16 protein-coding genes and 1 tRNA gene are annotated in these 16,681 nt (G+C 62.8%); 8 read left to right on the forward strand and 9 right to left on the reverse strand.

The window, feature by feature from the left end; genetic code table 11:
* Positions 1 to 29: 29 nt before the first annotated feature.
* The 4 genes from plsX (at position 30) to ASE71_RS17270 (ending at position 3,172) form a co-directional block, all read left to right on the forward strand.
* On the forward strand, positions 30 to 1,088 hold the full coding sequence (plsX, locus tag ASE71_RS17255; RefSeq protein WP_034804255.1) for a phosphate acyltransferase PlsX: 1,059 nt from the start codon (positions 30 to 32) through the stop codon (positions 1,086 to 1,088).
* A 4-nt stretch (positions 1,089 to 1,092) separates the two neighbouring features.
* Positions 1,093 to 2,064, forward strand: coding sequence for a beta-ketoacyl-ACP synthase III (locus ASE71_RS17260; protein WP_034803724.1), 972 nt, complete (start codon positions 1,093 to 1,095; stop codon positions 2,062 to 2,064).
* Positions 2,065 to 2,156: 92 nt separating this feature from the next.
* The gene (locus ASE71_RS17265) at positions 2,157 to 2,495 is read left to right on the forward strand and encodes an integration host factor subunit alpha (protein WP_034803721.1); all 339 of its coding nucleotides are present in this window, start codon (positions 2,157 to 2,159) and stop codon (positions 2,493 to 2,495) included.
* Positions 2,496 to 2,635: 140 nt separating this feature from the next.
* Complete coding sequence (locus ASE71_RS17270) at positions 2,636 to 3,172, forward strand: MerR family transcriptional regulator (RefSeq protein WP_034803717.1); 537 nt, start codon at positions 2,636 to 2,638, stop codon at positions 3,170 to 3,172.
* 188 nt (positions 3,173 to 3,360) lie between these two features.
* On the opposite strand, the gene ASE71_RS36470 is transcribed toward ASE71_RS17270, so the two are convergent.
* Positions 3,361 to 3,525: a hypothetical protein gene (locus tag ASE71_RS36470; protein ID WP_089043959.1), complete on the reverse strand. Its 165-nt coding sequence runs from the start codon at positions 3,523 to 3,525 to the stop codon at positions 3,361 to 3,363.
* 396 nt (positions 3,526 to 3,921) lie between these two features.
* Here ASE71_RS36470 and ASE71_RS17275 point away from each other — a divergent pair.
* Both ASE71_RS17275 and ASE71_RS17280 read left to right on the forward strand, forming a co-directional pair.
* Positions 3,922 to 3,998: transfer RNA gene (locus tag ASE71_RS17275), tRNA-Pro, on the forward strand.
* Positions 3,999 to 4,333: 335 nt separating this feature from the next.
* Positions 4,334 to 4,627 carry a hypothetical protein gene (locus ASE71_RS17280; protein ID WP_034803714.1) on the forward strand — a complete coding sequence of 98 codons (294 nt, stop codon included), beginning with the start codon at positions 4,334 to 4,336 and terminating at the stop codon, positions 4,625 to 4,627.
* A gap of 94 nt (positions 4,628 to 4,721) precedes the next feature.
* Here ASE71_RS17280 and ASE71_RS17285 read toward each other — a convergent pair whose 3' ends face one another.
* Genes ASE71_RS17285 through ASE71_RS17305 form a run of 5 tightly spaced genes read right to left on the reverse strand, consistent with a single transcriptional unit; the run spans position 4,722 to position 10,534 of the window.
* Complete coding sequence (locus ASE71_RS17285) at positions 4,722 to 5,915, reverse strand: glycosyltransferase (protein ID WP_060522171.1); 1,194 nt, start codon at positions 5,913 to 5,915, stop codon at positions 4,722 to 4,724.
* Positions 5,916 to 5,917: 2 nt separating this feature from the next.
* On the reverse strand, positions 5,918 to 7,162 hold the full coding sequence (locus ASE71_RS17290) for an O-antigen ligase family protein (protein WP_060522172.1): 1,245 nt from the start codon (positions 7,160 to 7,162) through the stop codon (positions 5,918 to 5,920).
* The gene (locus ASE71_RS17295) at positions 7,159 to 8,721 is read right to left on the reverse strand and encodes an undecaprenyl-phosphate glucose phosphotransferase (protein ID WP_060522173.1); all 1,563 of its coding nucleotides are present in this window, start codon (positions 8,719 to 8,721) and stop codon (positions 7,159 to 7,161) included. The genes ASE71_RS17290 and ASE71_RS17295 overlap by 4 nt, the downstream gene beginning before the upstream one ends.
* 59 nt (positions 8,722 to 8,780) lie before the next feature.
* On the reverse strand, positions 8,781 to 9,953 hold the full coding sequence (locus ASE71_RS17300; RefSeq protein WP_060522174.1) for a glycosyltransferase family 4 protein: 1,173 nt from the start codon (positions 9,951 to 9,953) through the stop codon (positions 8,781 to 8,783).
* Between the two features lie 5 nt (positions 9,954 to 9,958).
* Complete coding sequence (locus tag ASE71_RS17305) at positions 9,959 to 10,534, reverse strand: polysaccharide biosynthesis/export family protein (RefSeq protein WP_034804249.1); 576 nt, start codon at positions 10,532 to 10,534, stop codon at positions 9,959 to 9,961.
* Positions 10,535 to 10,737: 203 nt separating this feature from the next.
* Between ASE71_RS17305 and ASE71_RS17310 the strand changes: the two genes are divergently transcribed.
* Positions 10,738 to 12,921: a GumC family protein gene (locus ASE71_RS17310; RefSeq protein ID WP_060522175.1), complete on the forward strand. Its 2,184-nt coding sequence runs from the start codon at positions 10,738 to 10,740 to the stop codon at positions 12,919 to 12,921.
* Positions 12,922 to 12,978: 57 nt separating this feature from the next.
* Here ASE71_RS17310 and ASE71_RS17315 read toward each other — a convergent pair whose 3' ends face one another.
* The 3 genes from ASE71_RS17315 to ASE71_RS17325 all read right to left on the reverse strand — a co-directional run bounded on the left by ASE71_RS17315 (position 12,979) and on the right by ASE71_RS17325 (position 15,362).
* A complete protein-coding gene (locus tag ASE71_RS17315) occupies positions 12,979 to 14,223 on the reverse strand; it encodes a GNAT family N-acetyltransferase (protein WP_060522176.1) in 1,245 nt (414 codons plus the stop codon).
* A 152-nt stretch (positions 14,224 to 14,375) separates the two neighbouring features.
* Positions 14,376 to 15,116 carry a metallophosphoesterase family protein gene (locus tag ASE71_RS17320; protein ID WP_060522177.1) on the reverse strand — a complete coding sequence of 247 codons (741 nt, stop codon included), beginning with the start codon at positions 15,114 to 15,116 and terminating at the stop codon, positions 14,376 to 14,378.
* A 33-nt stretch (positions 15,117 to 15,149) separates the two neighbouring features.
* A complete protein-coding gene (locus ASE71_RS17325; protein ID WP_034804246.1) occupies positions 15,150 to 15,362 on the reverse strand; it encodes a DUF2842 domain-containing protein in 213 nt (70 codons plus the stop codon).
* A 173-nt stretch (positions 15,363 to 15,535) separates the two neighbouring features.
* Here ASE71_RS17325 and ASE71_RS17330 point away from each other — a divergent pair, with 173 nt between their 5' ends.
* On the forward strand, positions 15,536 to 16,639 hold the full coding sequence (locus tag ASE71_RS17330; RefSeq protein WP_034803680.1) for a COX15/CtaA family protein: 1,104 nt from the start codon (positions 15,536 to 15,538) through the stop codon (positions 16,637 to 16,639).
* Positions 16,640 to 16,681: the final 42 nt, after the last annotated feature.

Here is a 16,681-nt window from a genome sequence, read left to right on the forward strand (position 1 = left end):
GTGTGGCAGAAATGAAGGATAAGACACGCGTGGTCAGAATTTCACTTGACGTGATGGGGGGCGACTATGGTCCTGAAGTCGTCATCCCCGGCGCCGCAAGGGCGCTTGAACGTCATCCGGACATCAAGTTCGTTTTGTTCGGCATCGAAGCGCAGTGCGCGGGCCTCCTTGAAAAACATCCGAAGCTGAAGGCCAACAGCACCTTTTACGACTGCGAGATTGCAGTCGCCATGGACGAGAAGCCGAGCCAGGCGCTTCGCCGAGGCCGCGGCAAGTCGAGCATGTGGAAAGCGATCGACGCGATCAATGCCGGCGAGGCAGATGTCGTCGTTTCCGCCGGCAATACCGGCGCGCTGATGGCCATGTCGGTCTTCTGTCTGCGCACCATGCAGGGAATTCAACGGCCGGCGATTGCCGCCATCTGGCCGACGCTGAAAGGCGAGAGCATCGTGCTTGATGTCGGCGCGACGATCGGCGCGGACGCGCAGCAATTGATGGATTTCGCGCTGATGGGCGGCGCCATGGCACGGGCGCTGTTCGAGATCGAGCGGCCGATGGTCGGGCTGCTGAATGTCGGCGTCGAGGAAATCAAGGGACAGGAAGAGGTCAAGGAAGCCGGCCGCCTGATCCGTGAGGCCAACATCGACGGCTTCGACTATTACGGCTTCGTCGAGGGCGACGACATCGGTCGCGGGACCGTCGACGTCGTCGTCACGGAAGGTTTTTCCGGCAACATCGCGCTGAAGGCCGCCGAAGGCACCGCGCGCCAGATCGCCGAGTATCTGCGCGCGGCGATGTCGCGCACGCTTCTTGCCAAGATCGGCTACATCCTGGCCAAGGGCGCATTCGACCGCCTGCGGGAGAAGATGGACCCGAGGAAGGTCAATGGCGGCGTGTTCCTCGGCCTCAATGGCGTCGTGATCAAGAGCCATGGTGGTGCAGATGCCGAGGGCTTTGCAGCCGCGATCGATGTCGGCTACGACATGGTGAAGAATGGCCTGAAGTCGAAGATCGAGCTCGATCTGGCGAAGTACCATGGCGGCGAACCGCCCAAGGCCCTTTCCGCCGGCATGAATGATGAGGTTTGAATAGATGATCCGTTCCGTCGTTCGCGGTTTCGGCGCAGCTTTGCCGAAGCGCGTGGTCACCAATCAGGAGCTGGAATCCAAGGTCGATACGTCCGATGAGTGGATCGTGCAGCGCACCGGCATCCGGCAGCGCTACATCGCCGGCGAGGGCGAAACCACAGCTTCGCTCGGGGAAGGTGCCGCGCGTGCTGCGCTCGCCAATGCGGGGCTTACCCCTGATGATATCGACCTGATCATCCTGGCGACCTCCACTCCCGACAACACGTTTCCAGCAACGGCTGTCAACATCCAGGACCGCCTCGGCATGCGCCATGGCGCGGCCTTCGACATGCAGGCGGTCTGCTCGGGCTTCGTCTACGCGGTTACCACGGCGGATGCCTATATCCGCGGTGGGCTTGCCAAGCGCGTGCTGGTGATCGGCTCGGAGACCTTCTCGCGTATCCTCGACTGGAACGACCGCACGACCTGTGTGCTCTTCGGTGACGGCGCCGGCGCCATCATCCTGGAAGCCCAGGAAGGCGAGGGCACCATTGCCGACCGGGGCGTGCTGACGGCGAAGCTTCGCTCCGACGGCGCACATCGCGACAAGCTCTATGTGGATGGCGGCCCTTCGACCACGGGGACGGTCGGCCATCTGAAGATGGAAGGCCGCGAAGTCTTCAAGCACGCGGTCGGCATGATCACCGATGTGATCGAGGCTGCCTTCGAGGCGACCGGGACGACGGCGGAAGATCTGGATTGGCTGGTGCCGCACCAGGCCAACCGGCGCATCATCGACGGCTCCGCCAAGAAGCTCGGCATCCCTCTCGATAAGGTTGTGGTCACGGTCGATCTCCATGGCAACACCTCCGCAGCCTCCATTCCGCTGGCGTTGAATGCGGCGGCGGGCGACGGCCGGATCAAGAAGGGCGACCTCGTCCTGCTCGAGGCCATGGGCGGCGGCTTCACCTGGGGCTCCGTGCTTCTCCGCTGGTAAAGAAATTGCTTAAGCAACAGACGCTTGACCGCAAAAGGCAAGGGCAATAGTCTTCGGACGCTGATCGGCGTACCAGACGTTGGTGGGGGAAGATGAGCGGAAAAACAGTAACACGGGCGGACTTGGCTGAGTCGGTTTTTCGCAAGGTGGGTCTGTCGAGGACAGAGTCTGCCGAATTGGTGGAAACCGTCATTGACGAAATATGCAACGCAATCGTGCGTGGCGAGAGTGTGAAGCTGTCCTCTTTCGCGACCTTCCAGGTCCGCGACAAGAACGAACGCATCGGGCGAAACCCGAAAACCGGCGAGGAAGTGCCGATTTCGCCCCGGCGCGTGATGACCTTCAAGGCGTCGAATGTCTTGAAGCAGCGCGTCCTGAAGGCGCATCTGGGCCGCAGGGCCAAGCAGAAACCGGTATCTCCCGTTTCGTGAACGCCTGACGACAGCCACAAATGTGGTTGAAAACCCATCCATAAGCCGTTGAAATGGAGCCGATTCGTGCCATCATTGGCGCGGTATCGGCTTCACTACGGCTTTCGAGCCTGAGTCGCACGGCATGGATTGGGAACGATATGGAAAAGAGCCCGGACGCTTTTCGCACCATCAGCGAGGTCGCTGACGATCTCGATCTGCCGCAGCATGTCCTGCGTTTCTGGGAAACCCGCTTCCAGCAGATCAAGCCGATGAAGCGCGGCGGCGGCCGGCGGTACTACCGGCCGGAGGATGTCGACCTTCTGAAGGGTATCCGGCATCTGCTCTATGATCACGGCTATACGATCAAGGGCGTGCAGAAGCTCCTGAAGACCAACGGCAACAAGTTCGTCGCGGCGATTGCAAGCGGCGATCTCGCGACCGTCGAGGCGCTGGCAGCCTCCAGCAACGAGGAGCCGGCACCGCCGAAGGCTGGTCTTTCCGAGGAGGATCAGATCGTCGGCCGTGCCAAGGCGCCGGCGAGCCGCCGCTTCTTCTCCTTCGGCGGCAGCAGCGACGACGTGCCGGAGATCTCGCTCGGAAAATCGTCGTCAGTGGGCAAGGAAGATCGCGCTCTGCTTCAGGAGGCGCTCTACGACCTCCTGGAATGCAAGCGGCTTCTCGACCAGGTGCGCTGAGAAAGCCTTTCAGGCGATTATCAAGACCGGTTCCGCACGGCCGAACGTCTGCCGAATGCGGTTGCCTCCACAGATACCTTTTACACAATTGCCAAGATGGTGCCGTCGGCGGGGTGCCCGCCGACGGGGGGCATATGCGCGTCCGTCCGCAGGGCGCCCGCGCATTATCCCAGCAAGGATTGAAAGCGTCAGTAGGAGATCCGGAAGCCGCCGGGGCTCGCCGCGGAGACGTCGGGCTCCGGGTAGGGGCCGGTCCACTGCGCATAGGTCGTGTTGGTCGAACCGGAGGTCGCACAGCCGGAGAGCGTGAGAAGCGCAAGCGCGGTGAGGGCCATAAGGGACTTAAGAGGCATGGTTTTCTCCTAGCAGGGGAGACGCTCCAGGCCTCAAGGGCCAGTATCAAACTGTCCCTCAATTCATCCATGATGGCAAGCTCACGTTGCGTTAGGCAGCAAGTTTCGAGCGACGGGATCTCGTTTTGGTGAAGGTTCGGTAGACGGACGGCCGGTCGGTGATTTCCTCGTCAGGCAGCATCGGAACTTGCAGACACCCAGTGGCGCGCGAATGGCGGGAGCTTTCTATGTCCATGGTCGCATCACAGGTGCGACGCCATGCTGTGAGTTTGCGGAAGTCCCGTTGGACTTTCGGTTCCCAAACATACTTTTCCACGCCGTTTGTTCCTTTTTCGATCCAGGCCGCATTTTCCCGCTTGCGCTCTAAGCGTTGGTTATATAGGGGTTTCCTCGGTTCGGAGCGTAGCGCAGCCCGGTAGCGCACTTGACTGGGGGTCAAGGGGTCGTGGGTTCGAATCCCGCCGCTCCGACCATTTTCCTCTTTGATTTCAGTCACACAGCAGCGCTACCGCAATTGGCGGCTGGCGGTAGCCAGCAGTTCCACGCGTAAAATCGCGCATTCGGGCACCCATTGCCCCGGCAAAAATCTCAAACGCCTGCTGATTTGTTTCGCTTTGGCCCACCGTGTCTGCTCCGAGATCGGATGCGGTTTTGTCGCTTGCGCCTGACAAAATTTATCGCCCATCGGAAATCGCTAAAATGCCTCGTTCCGGTGCGATGGTCCACGCGGTTGGGGTCGATCGCCGTCCTCGCGAAAGTGATGGAATGGCCTCATGGCGGGCGTCTGTCTGCCAAAGGAGGAAATGTAATGAAGACGTTTTCGAAGATTTTTGCCGCGTCGTTGCTCGGGCTTTCGGCCCTGACGGCAATGCCGCTCATCTCGGCGTCCGGCACTGCCCGTGCAGACGACGCCGTCATCCTCGTTCCGGGCCAGCCCACCGGCTCGCCGGGCGATACGGGTACAGCGAGTTCCAACCCGGACACCGGTGCTCCGAGCTCCAACCCTGATACCGGCACCGCAAACGCCAACGGTGATACCGGGGCGCCGAGTTCAAATCCCGATACCGGTGGCGGTTCGGGCGCAGAAGGGTCGACGCCTTAAGCGATCCTGCAACCGCAGCAAAAGAGGTCCTTCAGCAGGGCCTCTTTTTTGTTTCCCGATAATACAGCGCGGCAATCACGCCGTTCTTTCTGCGCTACCTGGTTGACTGGAGCAGGTCGACCGTCTGCCGCTTTGAGGCCGCGTTCTGGTAAAGGGCCTCTGTGCGATCGAGCATGACGGCGAGCGTAAAGCGGTCTTTCAGGTTTTCGGCGCTAGCCGACAGGGCCTTGAAGGGTTCGGGCTCCGCTGCCTGGATCATGGTCTTGGCGAGCGCGGACGTGTCGTCGCTATTGGGCAGGATATAACCGTTCCGATCGTCCTCGATCACCGTGCGCGCGCCACCGATGTCGGTTGCGATGATCGCCTTGCCGGCGGCGGCCCCTTCGAGCATCACATAGGACATCGCCTCGTAGCGGCTTGGCATCACCAGGAGGTCGAAGGCGGGAACGGCTTGCGGGCCGGTGAAGGCGGAGGTGAGATGCATGCGGTTCTGCAGTCCGCTTTCGGCGATCGCCTTGCGAAGGTCACCTTCGAGCTCGCCGCTGCCGACCATGACCAGGTGGCTGTTTCTGACGGAAGCGGCGACACTCTTGAACGCTGCGATCAGCCGTTCCGGCGCCTTCTGTGCGGAAAGTCGTCCAACAAAGCCGAAGACGAAAGCGTCCGGCGCGATCCCGAAGCTCGCGCGCAGCGTCTGCGCCATTTCGCATGAGGGCGGTGCCACGCCGTTGACGATCACCGACATGCGCTTCTCGGGCATATGCAGCGAGAGCGCATGGTGGAACTCGTCGTCGGAGACGCAGATCAGGTGATCGGTAAAGAAACGGGCCAGCGCCCATTCGATCGTGCCGTAGATGAGCCGTCCACCACGGCCGAGCGTCGGGTCCAGTGTGCGAAAGGCGTGGGGCGTGTAGATCCGCGGAACATGAGAACCAGGCAGTCGCAGGCGTGTCAGCGCACCGGCCTTGGAACTGTGGCCATGGATGATGTCGAAACTGTTGGCCCGCATGATGCGGCGGAGTTCGAGAAAGCGGATGACGTCAGACGGTCCGGGTGCGCGCTTCATGTTGACGGCGTGTACGGCAGGCAGGCCGATTGCCTTCAGTTCACGAACGAAACCTTCCTCGGCGCGCACCGGCGAATAGACGGCCTCGACGTGATGCCCGCGCTTGTGCATGCCGCGGCACAGATCGAGAAAGTGTCGGCCCGAGCCGCCGCCACTCGGCTCCAGCACCTGCAGGAGCTTGAGGGGAGGGGCCGGCGACCGGCGCGGAACCACATGTTCCATGGTCAGGAGCTCCGGCCGGCGCGCGCCTGCCGGCGATGGCGATATTCAAGGGCGGCGCATCCCCAGATGATTCCGATGAGCAGATAGAAGTGGCGCCAATGGTCCGTGTCGATGACATTGCCGACCCCGACATGGCCGAGAACGGCGACCCAGGCGATCATCAGATAGGTCTGCCAAGGGCGGTTGAGCAGCAGAAAGCGAAAGCCGAGCGAGAGCGTCCAGACGATCAGCGTCACGTAACTGACAAAGCCGAGCCAGCCGTAGGACGTCAGCGACTTCAGCCAGACGTTGTGCTCATCCTCCGGGAAGATCGTGCTGAAGACCATCGGGCCGATGCCGAGCGGCTTTTCCATCGACATCAGGAAGCCGAGGCGATGGCGATCGAAGCGGCCGAGGTGGCCGCCGTCATAATCCTGCACCAGCTGCGAGCGGCTGGAGAACAGTGTCGCGACCTGCTCGGACTGCAATGCCACGAGGAGCGCGCCGACGATCATGATCCCGCCGACGAGAGCCAACACCAGAATCCGCAGGCGGAAGAGGCCGTTTCGCTCCTTGAGCAGCATGACGAAGACGAAGGCGACGACACAGAAGAGGTTGAGGGCCCAGGCTGCGCGGGAGAACGAAAGAAAGACGCCAAGCGCCAGCACCATCAGCGCGGCGATCTTCGGGGGGGCTTTCTGGATGGGCTGCGTGAGGATGCCGTGGATGAGGTACATGGCCGGCACCGAGAGGAACGGGCCGAAGACGTTCGGATCCTGGAACGCGCCCTTGGCGCGGCCATAGAGCGTGAAGCTTTCCGCGCCCGGCACGGCGCCGAAGTAGCCGAGGATGCCGAGCAGGGCGGTGATGATGGCCGCCGCCGTCCAGGCATTGAAGATCAGCCGCAAGCGTTCGTGGCGGTCCTCGATGATGGCTGCGAAGAAGACCGAGGAGAGCGCGAGGAAGGCCGAGACCGCCATGTACATCGGCCCCTTCGTCAGGTCGGTCATGACCGTCAGGGACAGGATGCCGCCGACCATGAACAGGGTCAGAAGCGTCAGCAGCGGGGCGACGCTGCGCGAGATCTTGAGGCCCACGAGCGCCCAAAGGCCGATGAGCGCGACCAGGAACAGCTCATAGGGTGCCGGCTCGAAAATGACGAAACCGGAGAGAAACACGGCAAAGGCGACGAGCCCGGAGCCGAGCAGCGAGAGCGCCGCGAGCTGGGGGCGAGCGATCGGGAGCCGACCTGTATCGACGGTGCTCAATAGGCGTTCTCGGTATTGAGAAGCCGGAACGGCGTCAGGAACAGGATCTTGAGATCGAAGAGCAACGACCAGTTTTCGATGTAGTGCAGGTCGAAGGCGGTGCGCAGGCGGATCTTGTCGTCATTGTCGATCTCGCCGCGCCAGCCGTTGATCTGCGCCCAGCCGGTGACGCCGGGCTTGACGCGGTGGCGGGCGAAATAGCCTTCGACGACGTCGGAATAGGTTCGGTTCTGGGTCTGGGCGAGCACGGCGTGCGGCCGCGGCCCGACGAGCGACAGCTCGCCCTTCAGCACGTTGAAGATCTGCGGCAGTTCGTCGATCGAGGACTTGCGGATGAAACGGCCGACGGGGGTGACGCGCGGGTCGCGCTTGGTCACGGCGTTGCGGGCCGTCGGGTCGCTCATATGCGTATACATCGAGCGGAACTTGTAGACCTCGATGGTCTCGTTGTTGAAGCCGTGCCGCTTCTGCTTGAAGATGATCGGGCCCGGGGACGTCGCTTTGACGGCGATCGCCGCGCCGAGCATGATCGGCCACAGAAGCACGAGGGCGACCAGGCTGAAGAAGATGTCGAAGCCGCGCTTGGCGACCGAGTCCCAATCGGCGATCGGCTTGTCGAAGATGTCGAGCATGGGGACATCGCCGACATGGGAGTAGCTGCGCGGGCGGAACCGCAGGTTGTTGGCGTGGGCGGCGAGCCGGATGTCGACCGGCAGGATCCAGAGCTTCTTCAGAAGCTGGAGAATGCGCTTCTCCGCCGTCAGCGGCAGCGAGATGATCAGCATGTCGATGCGCGCCAGGCGGGCGAATTCCACCAGTTCGTCGACCGTCCCGAGCTTCGGGTAGCCGGCGATCACATTGGGCGAGCGGCGCTCGTCGCGGTCGTCGAAAATACCGCAGATGCGGATGTCGTTGTCGGGCTGGTCCTCGAGCGTGCGGATCAGGTCCTTGGCCGGCTGGCCGCCGCCGACGACGACCGCGCGGCGTTCCATCGTACCGTTCCGGGCCCAATGGCGAATGGAATAGGCGATGAAGGCGCGCTCCGCGATCAGAAAGATTGCGCCGCCGATGAACCAGCCGCCGAACCAGACGCGCGAATACTGGTGACCGGATTTCAGAAAGAACAGCGCGATGGCGATGCCGCCAAACGCGATGGCCCAGGAGGCGAGGATGCGCGGGATCACCCGCAGCCAGGCGCGCAGCGCCGGGATCTGATAGGTGTCGGCGATCTGCATGGCGGCGACCGCCAATGCGGAACCACCGACGAGAATTGCCAGGTACAGCGGCAGTTGTTCGAAGCCCGGCTGGACATAGAGCGCGTTGATGGCATAGCCGATCGTAAAGAGCGCGCTGAATTCGAACAGGCGCATCAGCCCCATGATCATCGCAGGCGAATAGGTATCGGCGCTGAACTGCTCGGCGATCTGCCGCGCCAGCGGATTGAGATCCGTGGTCGTTGTTTCGCCCGGCATTTCGCCGGGCGCGCGGGCGCGGATTTCCGAAATCTTCTTGCGAAGCGCTTCGGGATCGAACGAACCCGGGCGGTCAAACTTGTTCATGGCTGTCTTCCGGCGCTGAAGTCCCTCAGCCGGGATAGCAGAAAGCCACTAAGAAACGCTTACGTTGTGGGCAACACGCTATCGGCGGGCGGCTGGTAACGGCACAATTCCCGATAGAGGCTTAGCATATCCGCCGACATTACCGAAGCTGCAAATTGCGACTTGAACGTGCTCGGATCGGGCATCACACGTGCCGCCCAGTCCTTCTCGGTGATTGCGCGGGCCATGATGTCGGCGAGCGACCGGGCATTGGCGGGTTCGGCAAGTGCGGTGCTGTCGCGTCCGAGAATTTCCGGGATGCCGCCGACACGACTGGCGATGACCGGCTTCCGCGCCGCAAGCGCCTCGAGCACGATATAGGGCATGGACTCGGCGCGCGAGGGAACGACGATGTTGCGCGTCAGCGCGAAGGCCTCGCGCGTCTTCATCGCCGGCTGCATGCGGATGCGGCGGGCGAGGCCCTGCTGCAGCACCAGATCGCTGTATTCCTGCTGCTGCGGGCCGTCGCCGATCATCAGCGCCGACAGCGGCCTGCCGACAAGCCTTTCGGTCTGGGCGAAAGCTTCCACAAACAGATCGGGACCCTTCAGGTCCCGCATCATGCCGATATAGAGAAAGTCGACCGCATCCGGCCCAGGCGGGACGGTCTCGAACTCCCGGTCGTCGATGCCGTTGTAGATCAGTTCGTTGCGCTCACGCGGCGCGCCGACCTTTGCGAAATAGGTCTGCCGCTCGAAATCGCAGACGAAGACGAGGGCGTCGGTAATCCGCTGCTGGATCCGCTCCGCCGGGAAGACCAGCCGGCCTGTCATGGAGCCTGGACGGTAGTGCAGGCTGCCGCCATGCGGCGAATAGAGGCGGGCTACGCGATACCTGTTGACCCGCAAGGCTGAACCGATGAGCCGGGCAATGACGCCGCCTTTGGCGCCGTGCCCATGCAACACATCCGGTCGCAAACTTCTGATTTCCTTATAGCCGCGCCACAACGCGGCAAAATCCGACGGCCCGACCGAGCGATGGATCGGCATCCGTATCAGGCCGAGCGCCAGATAGGGGCGGATTTCGTCGAACAACCGATCCTCGTGACTGCCGCCTGTCGTGCTGTCGCAGAGGATCCCGACCTCATGGCCGGCCTTGGCATGCGCCTCGGCCAGGTCGCGCACGTGGCGGAATATCCCGCCGACAGGCGACCTGAAGCAGTGGATGATGCGCAAAGGCCGCTCTTGTTGCATCGAGATCAGAACAGGCGTTCGCGAACATAGATCGTGTCGCCGGCAAGAACCGCGTCGGTGATCGGAACCCGGCCGGTGATGATGCGGCCATTGATCTTGCGCGTGATGTCGGCGTTCGACTGATTGGCGCGCGGAGAGAAGCCGCCGGCGACCGCGATCGCGTTCTGCACGGTCATGCCGGGCACATAGGCATATTGGCCAGCCTGGCCGACTTCGCCCATGATGAAGACGGAACGGTAGCGATCGACCTCGATCGTGACGTCTGGATCGCGCAGATAGCCCTGCTTCAGCTTGGCGGCGATCATGCCCTCCAGTTCGGGTAGCGTCCTGCCGCGCGAGGCGACGGTGCCGATCAGGGGGAAGGCGACGTAACCGGCCTGATCGACCGTGTAAGTGCCGCTGAGACCGGCCTGTTCGAAGACATTGATGCGCAGGCGGTCGCCGCTGTCGAGCCGATAGGGCTGGATCGTGGCTTCACTGAAGGCCTTGGGTGCGGGCTGGTAGCTCGTGCAGCCGCCGAGCAACATCGACAGCGCTGCCGCCGTGATCGCGAGACCCGTCTTGATAGCTGCGGTGGACATGCGGTTCATAGGCTCCGGAAACGACCAGCTTTTGTGACGTTATCGGTCCGTTAGGGTTAATAGCAGGTAAACTCGCGGTAGAATTTTCGCGGAGACCTGGCGATACCGCCCCGTCTTTATCATCCGCAGGTTGATCGCATTAACCCTTGCGTTACCATGTTCCTTTACGGTCCGGCGAGATTTGAAGGTTCGGAGCGACTAGCATGTCGGGAAGCGGCAGCGCACAACAGGATGTGGATATCGACCTCGGCGGCCTGTTTCGCGCCGTCTGGGATCGGCGCGTCAAGGTTTTGCTCGCCACCGTCGCTGTGGCGGCGCTTGCCTTCGGCGCAGCAAAGATGATCGCGCCGGATTACCAGAGCGAAACCCGTGTACTCATCGAATCGCGCGAGCCGGAGTTCAGCGGCCCCAACCAGGCTTCCCAGGCGGGCGCCGACCGCGTCTTCGATGAATCCGGTATCCTCAGCCAGGTACAGGTGCTCAAGTCGGCCGATCTCATCAAGCAGGTCGCCCGCAACATGAAGCTCTATGAGCTCAAGGAATTCGACCCGTCGTCGGCGCCCTCGGCGCTTTCGGATCTTCTCGTCATGCTCGGGCTGAAGAAGAACCCGCTGGAGATGCCGCCCGAGGAGAGGGTGCTCAAGGAATTCTCCGACAAGCTCCAGGTCTACCAGGTGGAGAAATCGCGGGTGATCGCGATTGGCTTCACCTCGAAGGACCGCCAGCTTGCGGCCGCCGTGCCCAACGAGATGGCGAAGGTCTTCCTGGCGCTCCAGAGCGGTGCGAAACTCGACACCAATTCCGAGGCGACACGCTGGCTCGAACCGGAGATCGCCAATCTGCGCGAGAAGGTGCGCGACGCCGAGGCGAAGGTGGCGGCCTATCGCGCCTCGTCGGATCTGCTGCCGACCGGCGAAACCACCAACTTCGCGACGCGGCAGCTCACGGACATCTCGACGGAGCTGACCCGGGTGCGCGGCGAGCGTGCCAATGCGGAGGCGCGTGCCGCCGGGGTGCGTTCGGCGCTTGCGAGCGGCCGCGCGCCGGACACCATCGCCGACGTCGTCGGTTCACAGATGATCCAGCGGCTGAAGGAAACCGAGGCCAATCTCCAGGCGCAGGTCGCCGATCTTTCGACGACCCTGCTCGACGGTCATCCGCGCCTGAAGGCGCTGAAGTCGCAGCTCGAAGGCATCCGCGGCCAGATCAGCTCCGAGACCCGCAAGATCCTGACGAGCCTTGAAAACGAGGCGAAGGTCGGTGAACTGCGTGAGCAGCAGTTGACCCAGCAGCTGAATGCGCTGAAGGCGCAGTCGGCTCGGGCGGGCGAAGAAGAGGTGGGGCTGCGCGCGCTCGAGCGCGAGGCAACGGCGCAGCGGCAATTGCTGGAGACCTATCTCGCGCGCTACCGTGAAGCGACATCGCGCACGGTGGAGAATGCGACGCCGGCCGATGCACGGGTCATTTCGAGTGCCGTGGTTCCGACCGGCGCGAGTTTCCCGAAAGTGCTGCCGATCACGATCGTCGCAGCGCTTGCCACGTTCCTCCTGACCTGCATTGGAATCATGCTCGGCGAGCTTTTCAGCGGACGAGCCTTGCGGCCGGTCGCGGCTACGGGCGAACGGGCACCGGTCCACCCGCGTCCGGCGCTCGCCGCAAGCGTCGCCGATTTGCCGCCGGTCGAGATGGCTCAGGCTTCGCCTGCAATTGCGCCCGCAGCAGATGACGCCGTCGACTTGCTGCCTGCGATGGACGTGTCGCTTGCACCGGACATGGAGGAAGAGGCCGCCGAGGCGGATTTCTCGATCGAGGCCGTCGCCGAGCATCTGCGCGCCACCAACGTGCGCGTTGCGATTTCGGTTTCGCCCGGCGGAGACGAGGGTTCTACCGCCACCGTGATGCTCGCCCGGTTGCTGGCCGAAGAGGAGCTGAAGGTCGTATTGATCGACCTGACGGGTTCTGCCTGCCCGACACGCCTGATGGCGCGCTCGCAGCAGCTTCCTGGGATCACCAACCTGCTGGCGGGGGAGGTGCCCTTCACGGACACGATCCACGCCGACCGTTTTTCCGACGCGCACATCATTCCTCAGGGCGATGCCGATCCGCGTCAGGCGATGCGCGGCATCGACCGGCTGAAGATGATCATCGACGCCTTGACCAACGCCTATGATCTCGTCCTGCTCGAATGCGGCCCTGCCGATGAAATGGCTGTTGAGAAGATCGCTGGCCGAGATGGCGCGGAAATCATCCTGTCGGCGCCGTCGGTGAGCGATGAGCGGATCGTCGAGGTGCTGACCGGATTCGGCGCAGCGGGCTATCGCGACATCGTGCTGATGACCGGCCAGGTACAATCGGACCCCGAATACCCGGACCGCGACGCGGCATAATGGTCTCGCCGGCCACCGGCGACAACGCGCCTGGGCCCCGTCCTCTTATCTCGGTTATCAGTCGGCGCTGCTGTCGAAGGTCTTGTCTTGCCTTTGCCGTCGCGTGCGCTGGATGCGGGCATAAACGGCCCGGTTCGCCTTGATCGCCCTTTTTGCCCTCACGACGAGGTGATGCCGCAGGCCTGCGAGCCGGCCGGCGAACGTTACCGGCAACACGATGTCGCGCAGCGGTGTCTCGATCGTGCACCAGGAGCGTTTGTAGGGCTGGTCGCCGACGCCGAAATCGAACAGGCGCACGTCTTCCCCCGATAGGCGCTCGATCATGCGGTAAAACAGCAATTCACCCGGGCTGGCATCGCCGGCCAAAGCTTCGTCGATCGACCCGAACTGGCAGATCACGTGATCTGCCTTGCGGGAAAGTCCGGCGACGGCGACGATGCGGCCGTCGTTTTCGCCCCGCAGGCGGATGGCATTGAGTTCCATGAGTTGAACGTCGTCGCCCATACGGGCGGCGAGCGCATGGAAAAACGCCTGCGTTTCCTTGTCCTGGAAGACATCGGGAAGGCCGAGCGCAGCAAAACGCGTCGCCTTCTGCCGAAAGAAGGTATCAAGCAGCGCGTGGGCCTCGTCACCCGTACGCGCGACCACATAGTCGTAGCCGCCCATTTCAGCCAGCCGTCGCTCGGAAATGCGCATCTTTTTGCGCCGCCGCTTGGCGTTGAGCTGGGCCAGTGTCGGCTGAATGCCACCGAGAAGGGGAACCTGAAACGACGGGTTGGGATTGGCAACGCCCGAAAGCAGGGCGAAGGGGCTGGGGGCGCCGCGCCAGTCGCTCGGTAGACGATCGAGCATGACGATGTCGGCAAGGCCGCGCAGTGCGCCACAGATGGCGCGGGCAAGCGCGTCGGCAAGCGCGGGCGTACTGATGATCGCCGCGGCGTTGGGGGCAAAGAGCCCGGTGTTGAGGTTGCTATGCTCGGTTCCGATCAGCTTTGCCGTTCGAAACAAGCGTCCGCGCGCCACTTCCAGCGGCAGGACGAGCAGGAGTTCGCCATCGAAGGTAACGCGCAGAAGGGCCAGGTCGCTGACATGGGTCGCAGCCCAGGCGCTGCACCATTGATAGGCATGATGCAGCGAGTTCTCAGGAAGACCGTCGAGCACGCGCCACTCGGTTTCGAGCGCCTCCATATTGCGGTGAAGCGAGATTTCGAAGCGGCCGGCGGCATCGGTCGGATCTGCACGCAAGGACGCGTGCGCGCGGCGGTCGCCGGAGCCGTCCATGGTGAGTTCCGAGTTCGTCATCGCAGGTGCCGTCCGGTCCTTGTTGCGGAGAGATTGAACCTCAAGCCCGCTACGATCGCTTTAATTCGGGAATACTTATGAAGCCGATTGGGAATAACCGGCGAACGCGGTTAGCAAAGCGTGAAGCGAGGAATGTGAAGCGCGCGCAAATTTCAATCGAGAAAGCCGGTGGCCAACGCCTTTGCCCATTCCATGCGGTTGCGGCTGGCCGCAAGCCGGGACATTGCCATCCAGTCATAGGGGACATTGCGGAAGGTGACGTGCCACCCCGAGGCCGATTTCTCGATGATCGCGTAGCGGGCGTCCGGGGAGCCCGCCTCGACCTTGTGCGGCACCGGTTGGTCGTCGTCATACCCGGGGCAGCCGACGCTGCCGGGATTGACGACGAGGCGGCCGTCGGAAAGCCGCACGGCGCGCTGGATATGGGTGTGGCCGCACAGGATAACCGGATAGTCGACGCCGGCTGCTTTCGCTTCGATGGCCGAATGCTGCGCCATGTGGACGGTGCCATCGGCCGTCAAGGCCTCCAGCCAGTAGGTCTCGTCATCCGTCGGCGTCGCATGGCACAGGAAGAACGTTTGCTCGTGGACGTGTGCGACGGGCAGGGTCGCCAGCCATTCGCGGTGCTGCGGCTGCAATTGATCATAGGCTGCGCGATCAGATTGCCCCATTTCATGCGGATCCATGGTCAAAAGATAGCGATCGTGATTGCCGCGGATCGAAAGGATCGCCCGTTTGATGAGGATGTCGGCCGTGCGTGCGGCATTGAGGGGGCCGCTCAGATGGTCGCCAAGATTGACGATATCGGGGATCCCTTGCGCATCGATGTCGGCGAGCACCGCTTCGAGCGCAAGATCGTTGCCGTGGATGTCAGCGATAACTGCAAGTCGCATGGGCGTCCCCCCGAATGGCTACCGGATTGAGGATCAACGATCCTTGGCGGGCTTTTCCATCCATTTGATGATCAGCATGGCCGGCAATATCCAGAGCAGGCCGGTGAAGAAGAAGTAGGCCAGATGCACGTACCAGGGGGCAGCGCCGAGCAGTAGCGAGGCGAAGGTGACGGCGGCCAGCGCATAGACGACGACGAGGATGATGATCAGGATCGTGCCGATCAGCTTTCTGAGGCGTACGGGCATTTCATATCTTTCACATGGGCAAATGCGCGCGGAGCGGCCGCGACCGCATGCCGCAAAGGTTTCGGCCTTGTTTTGCATGCCGCTCTGGTGCAAATCAACGGCTTTCCTGAAGGTGCGACCGTTGATCCGTCCGGTTGCACCGCCGACAACCCTGCGACACCAGAGGGAACATGATGGCCGGCGTCGAAATGGCGACTGAACAAATGCTTCGAAACGAGATCGGCAGGACCGACCGCAACCGCCGGCAGATCCGCGGCTGGCTGGCAGTCGTGCTGTTCACCCTCTTTGCCCTGGTGCTCGTCGGCGGCGCGACGCGGCTTACCGAATCGGGCCTCTCCATCACCGAGTGGAAGCCGATCCATGGCGTGATCCCGCCGCTGACGGTCGCCGAGTGGGAAGAGGAATTCCAGCTCTACCAGCGCATTCCGCAGTATCAGCAGATGAACAGCAGCATGACGGTCGACGAGTTCAAGACGATCTTCTGGTGGGAATGGGCGCACCGTCTGCTTGCCCGCACCATCGGCCTGATCTTCGCGTTGCCGCTTGCCTATTTCTGGTTCACCGGAAAGGTCGAGCGCAAGCTGCGCATGCCGCTGCTCGGTATCCTTGCGCTTGGCGGTTTCCAGGGGTTCATCGGGTGGTGGATGGTTTCATCGGGCCTCGTGGAGCGCACCGAGGTCAGCCAGTACCGGCTTGCGACGCATCTCGTCATCGCCTGTCTGATCTTTGCCGCCTGTATGTGGATCTTCCGCGGGCTGAGCGCGCATTCGAATGACACGGCGCCCACCGACCGTTCGCGCAAGATGGCGGCGATCATCGCCATCTTCAGTCTGTTCCAGATCTATCTCGGCGCGCTCGTCGCCGGTCTCGATGCCGGCTTTAGCTACAACACCTGGCCGCTGATGGATGGCGCGATCATCCCGCAGGACCTGTTCCTGCAGCAGCCCTGGTGGATCAACCTGTTCGAGAACCCGAAGACGGTCCAGTTCGTCCACCGCATTGGCGCCTATGTGCTCTTTGCCTTCGCACTGATGCACATGATTGCCTCGCTGCGGGCCGCACCCGAAACCACCCATGCGCGCCGCGCCGTGCTCCTGTTCCTGCTCGTCTCGGTGCAGGCGGTGATTGGCATCACCACGCTGGTGCTGCAGGTGCCGGTCGGCTGGGGCGTGGCGCACCAGGGTGGCGCGCTTGTGGTGCTTGGCTTTGCCATCGCCCACTGGCGCGGTTTCTACGGCGAGTACCCGCGGCCGACGGCGATCGAACTACGCGACTGACCCGGACGAGCTCCGGAAAAAGAAAGACCCCGGCGAGCGGCT

Origin of the sequence: Ensifer sp. Root954 (assembly GCF_001429005.1) — a bacterium.
GTDB lineage: Bacteria > Pseudomonadota > Alphaproteobacteria > Rhizobiales > Rhizobiaceae > Ensifer > Ensifer adhaerens.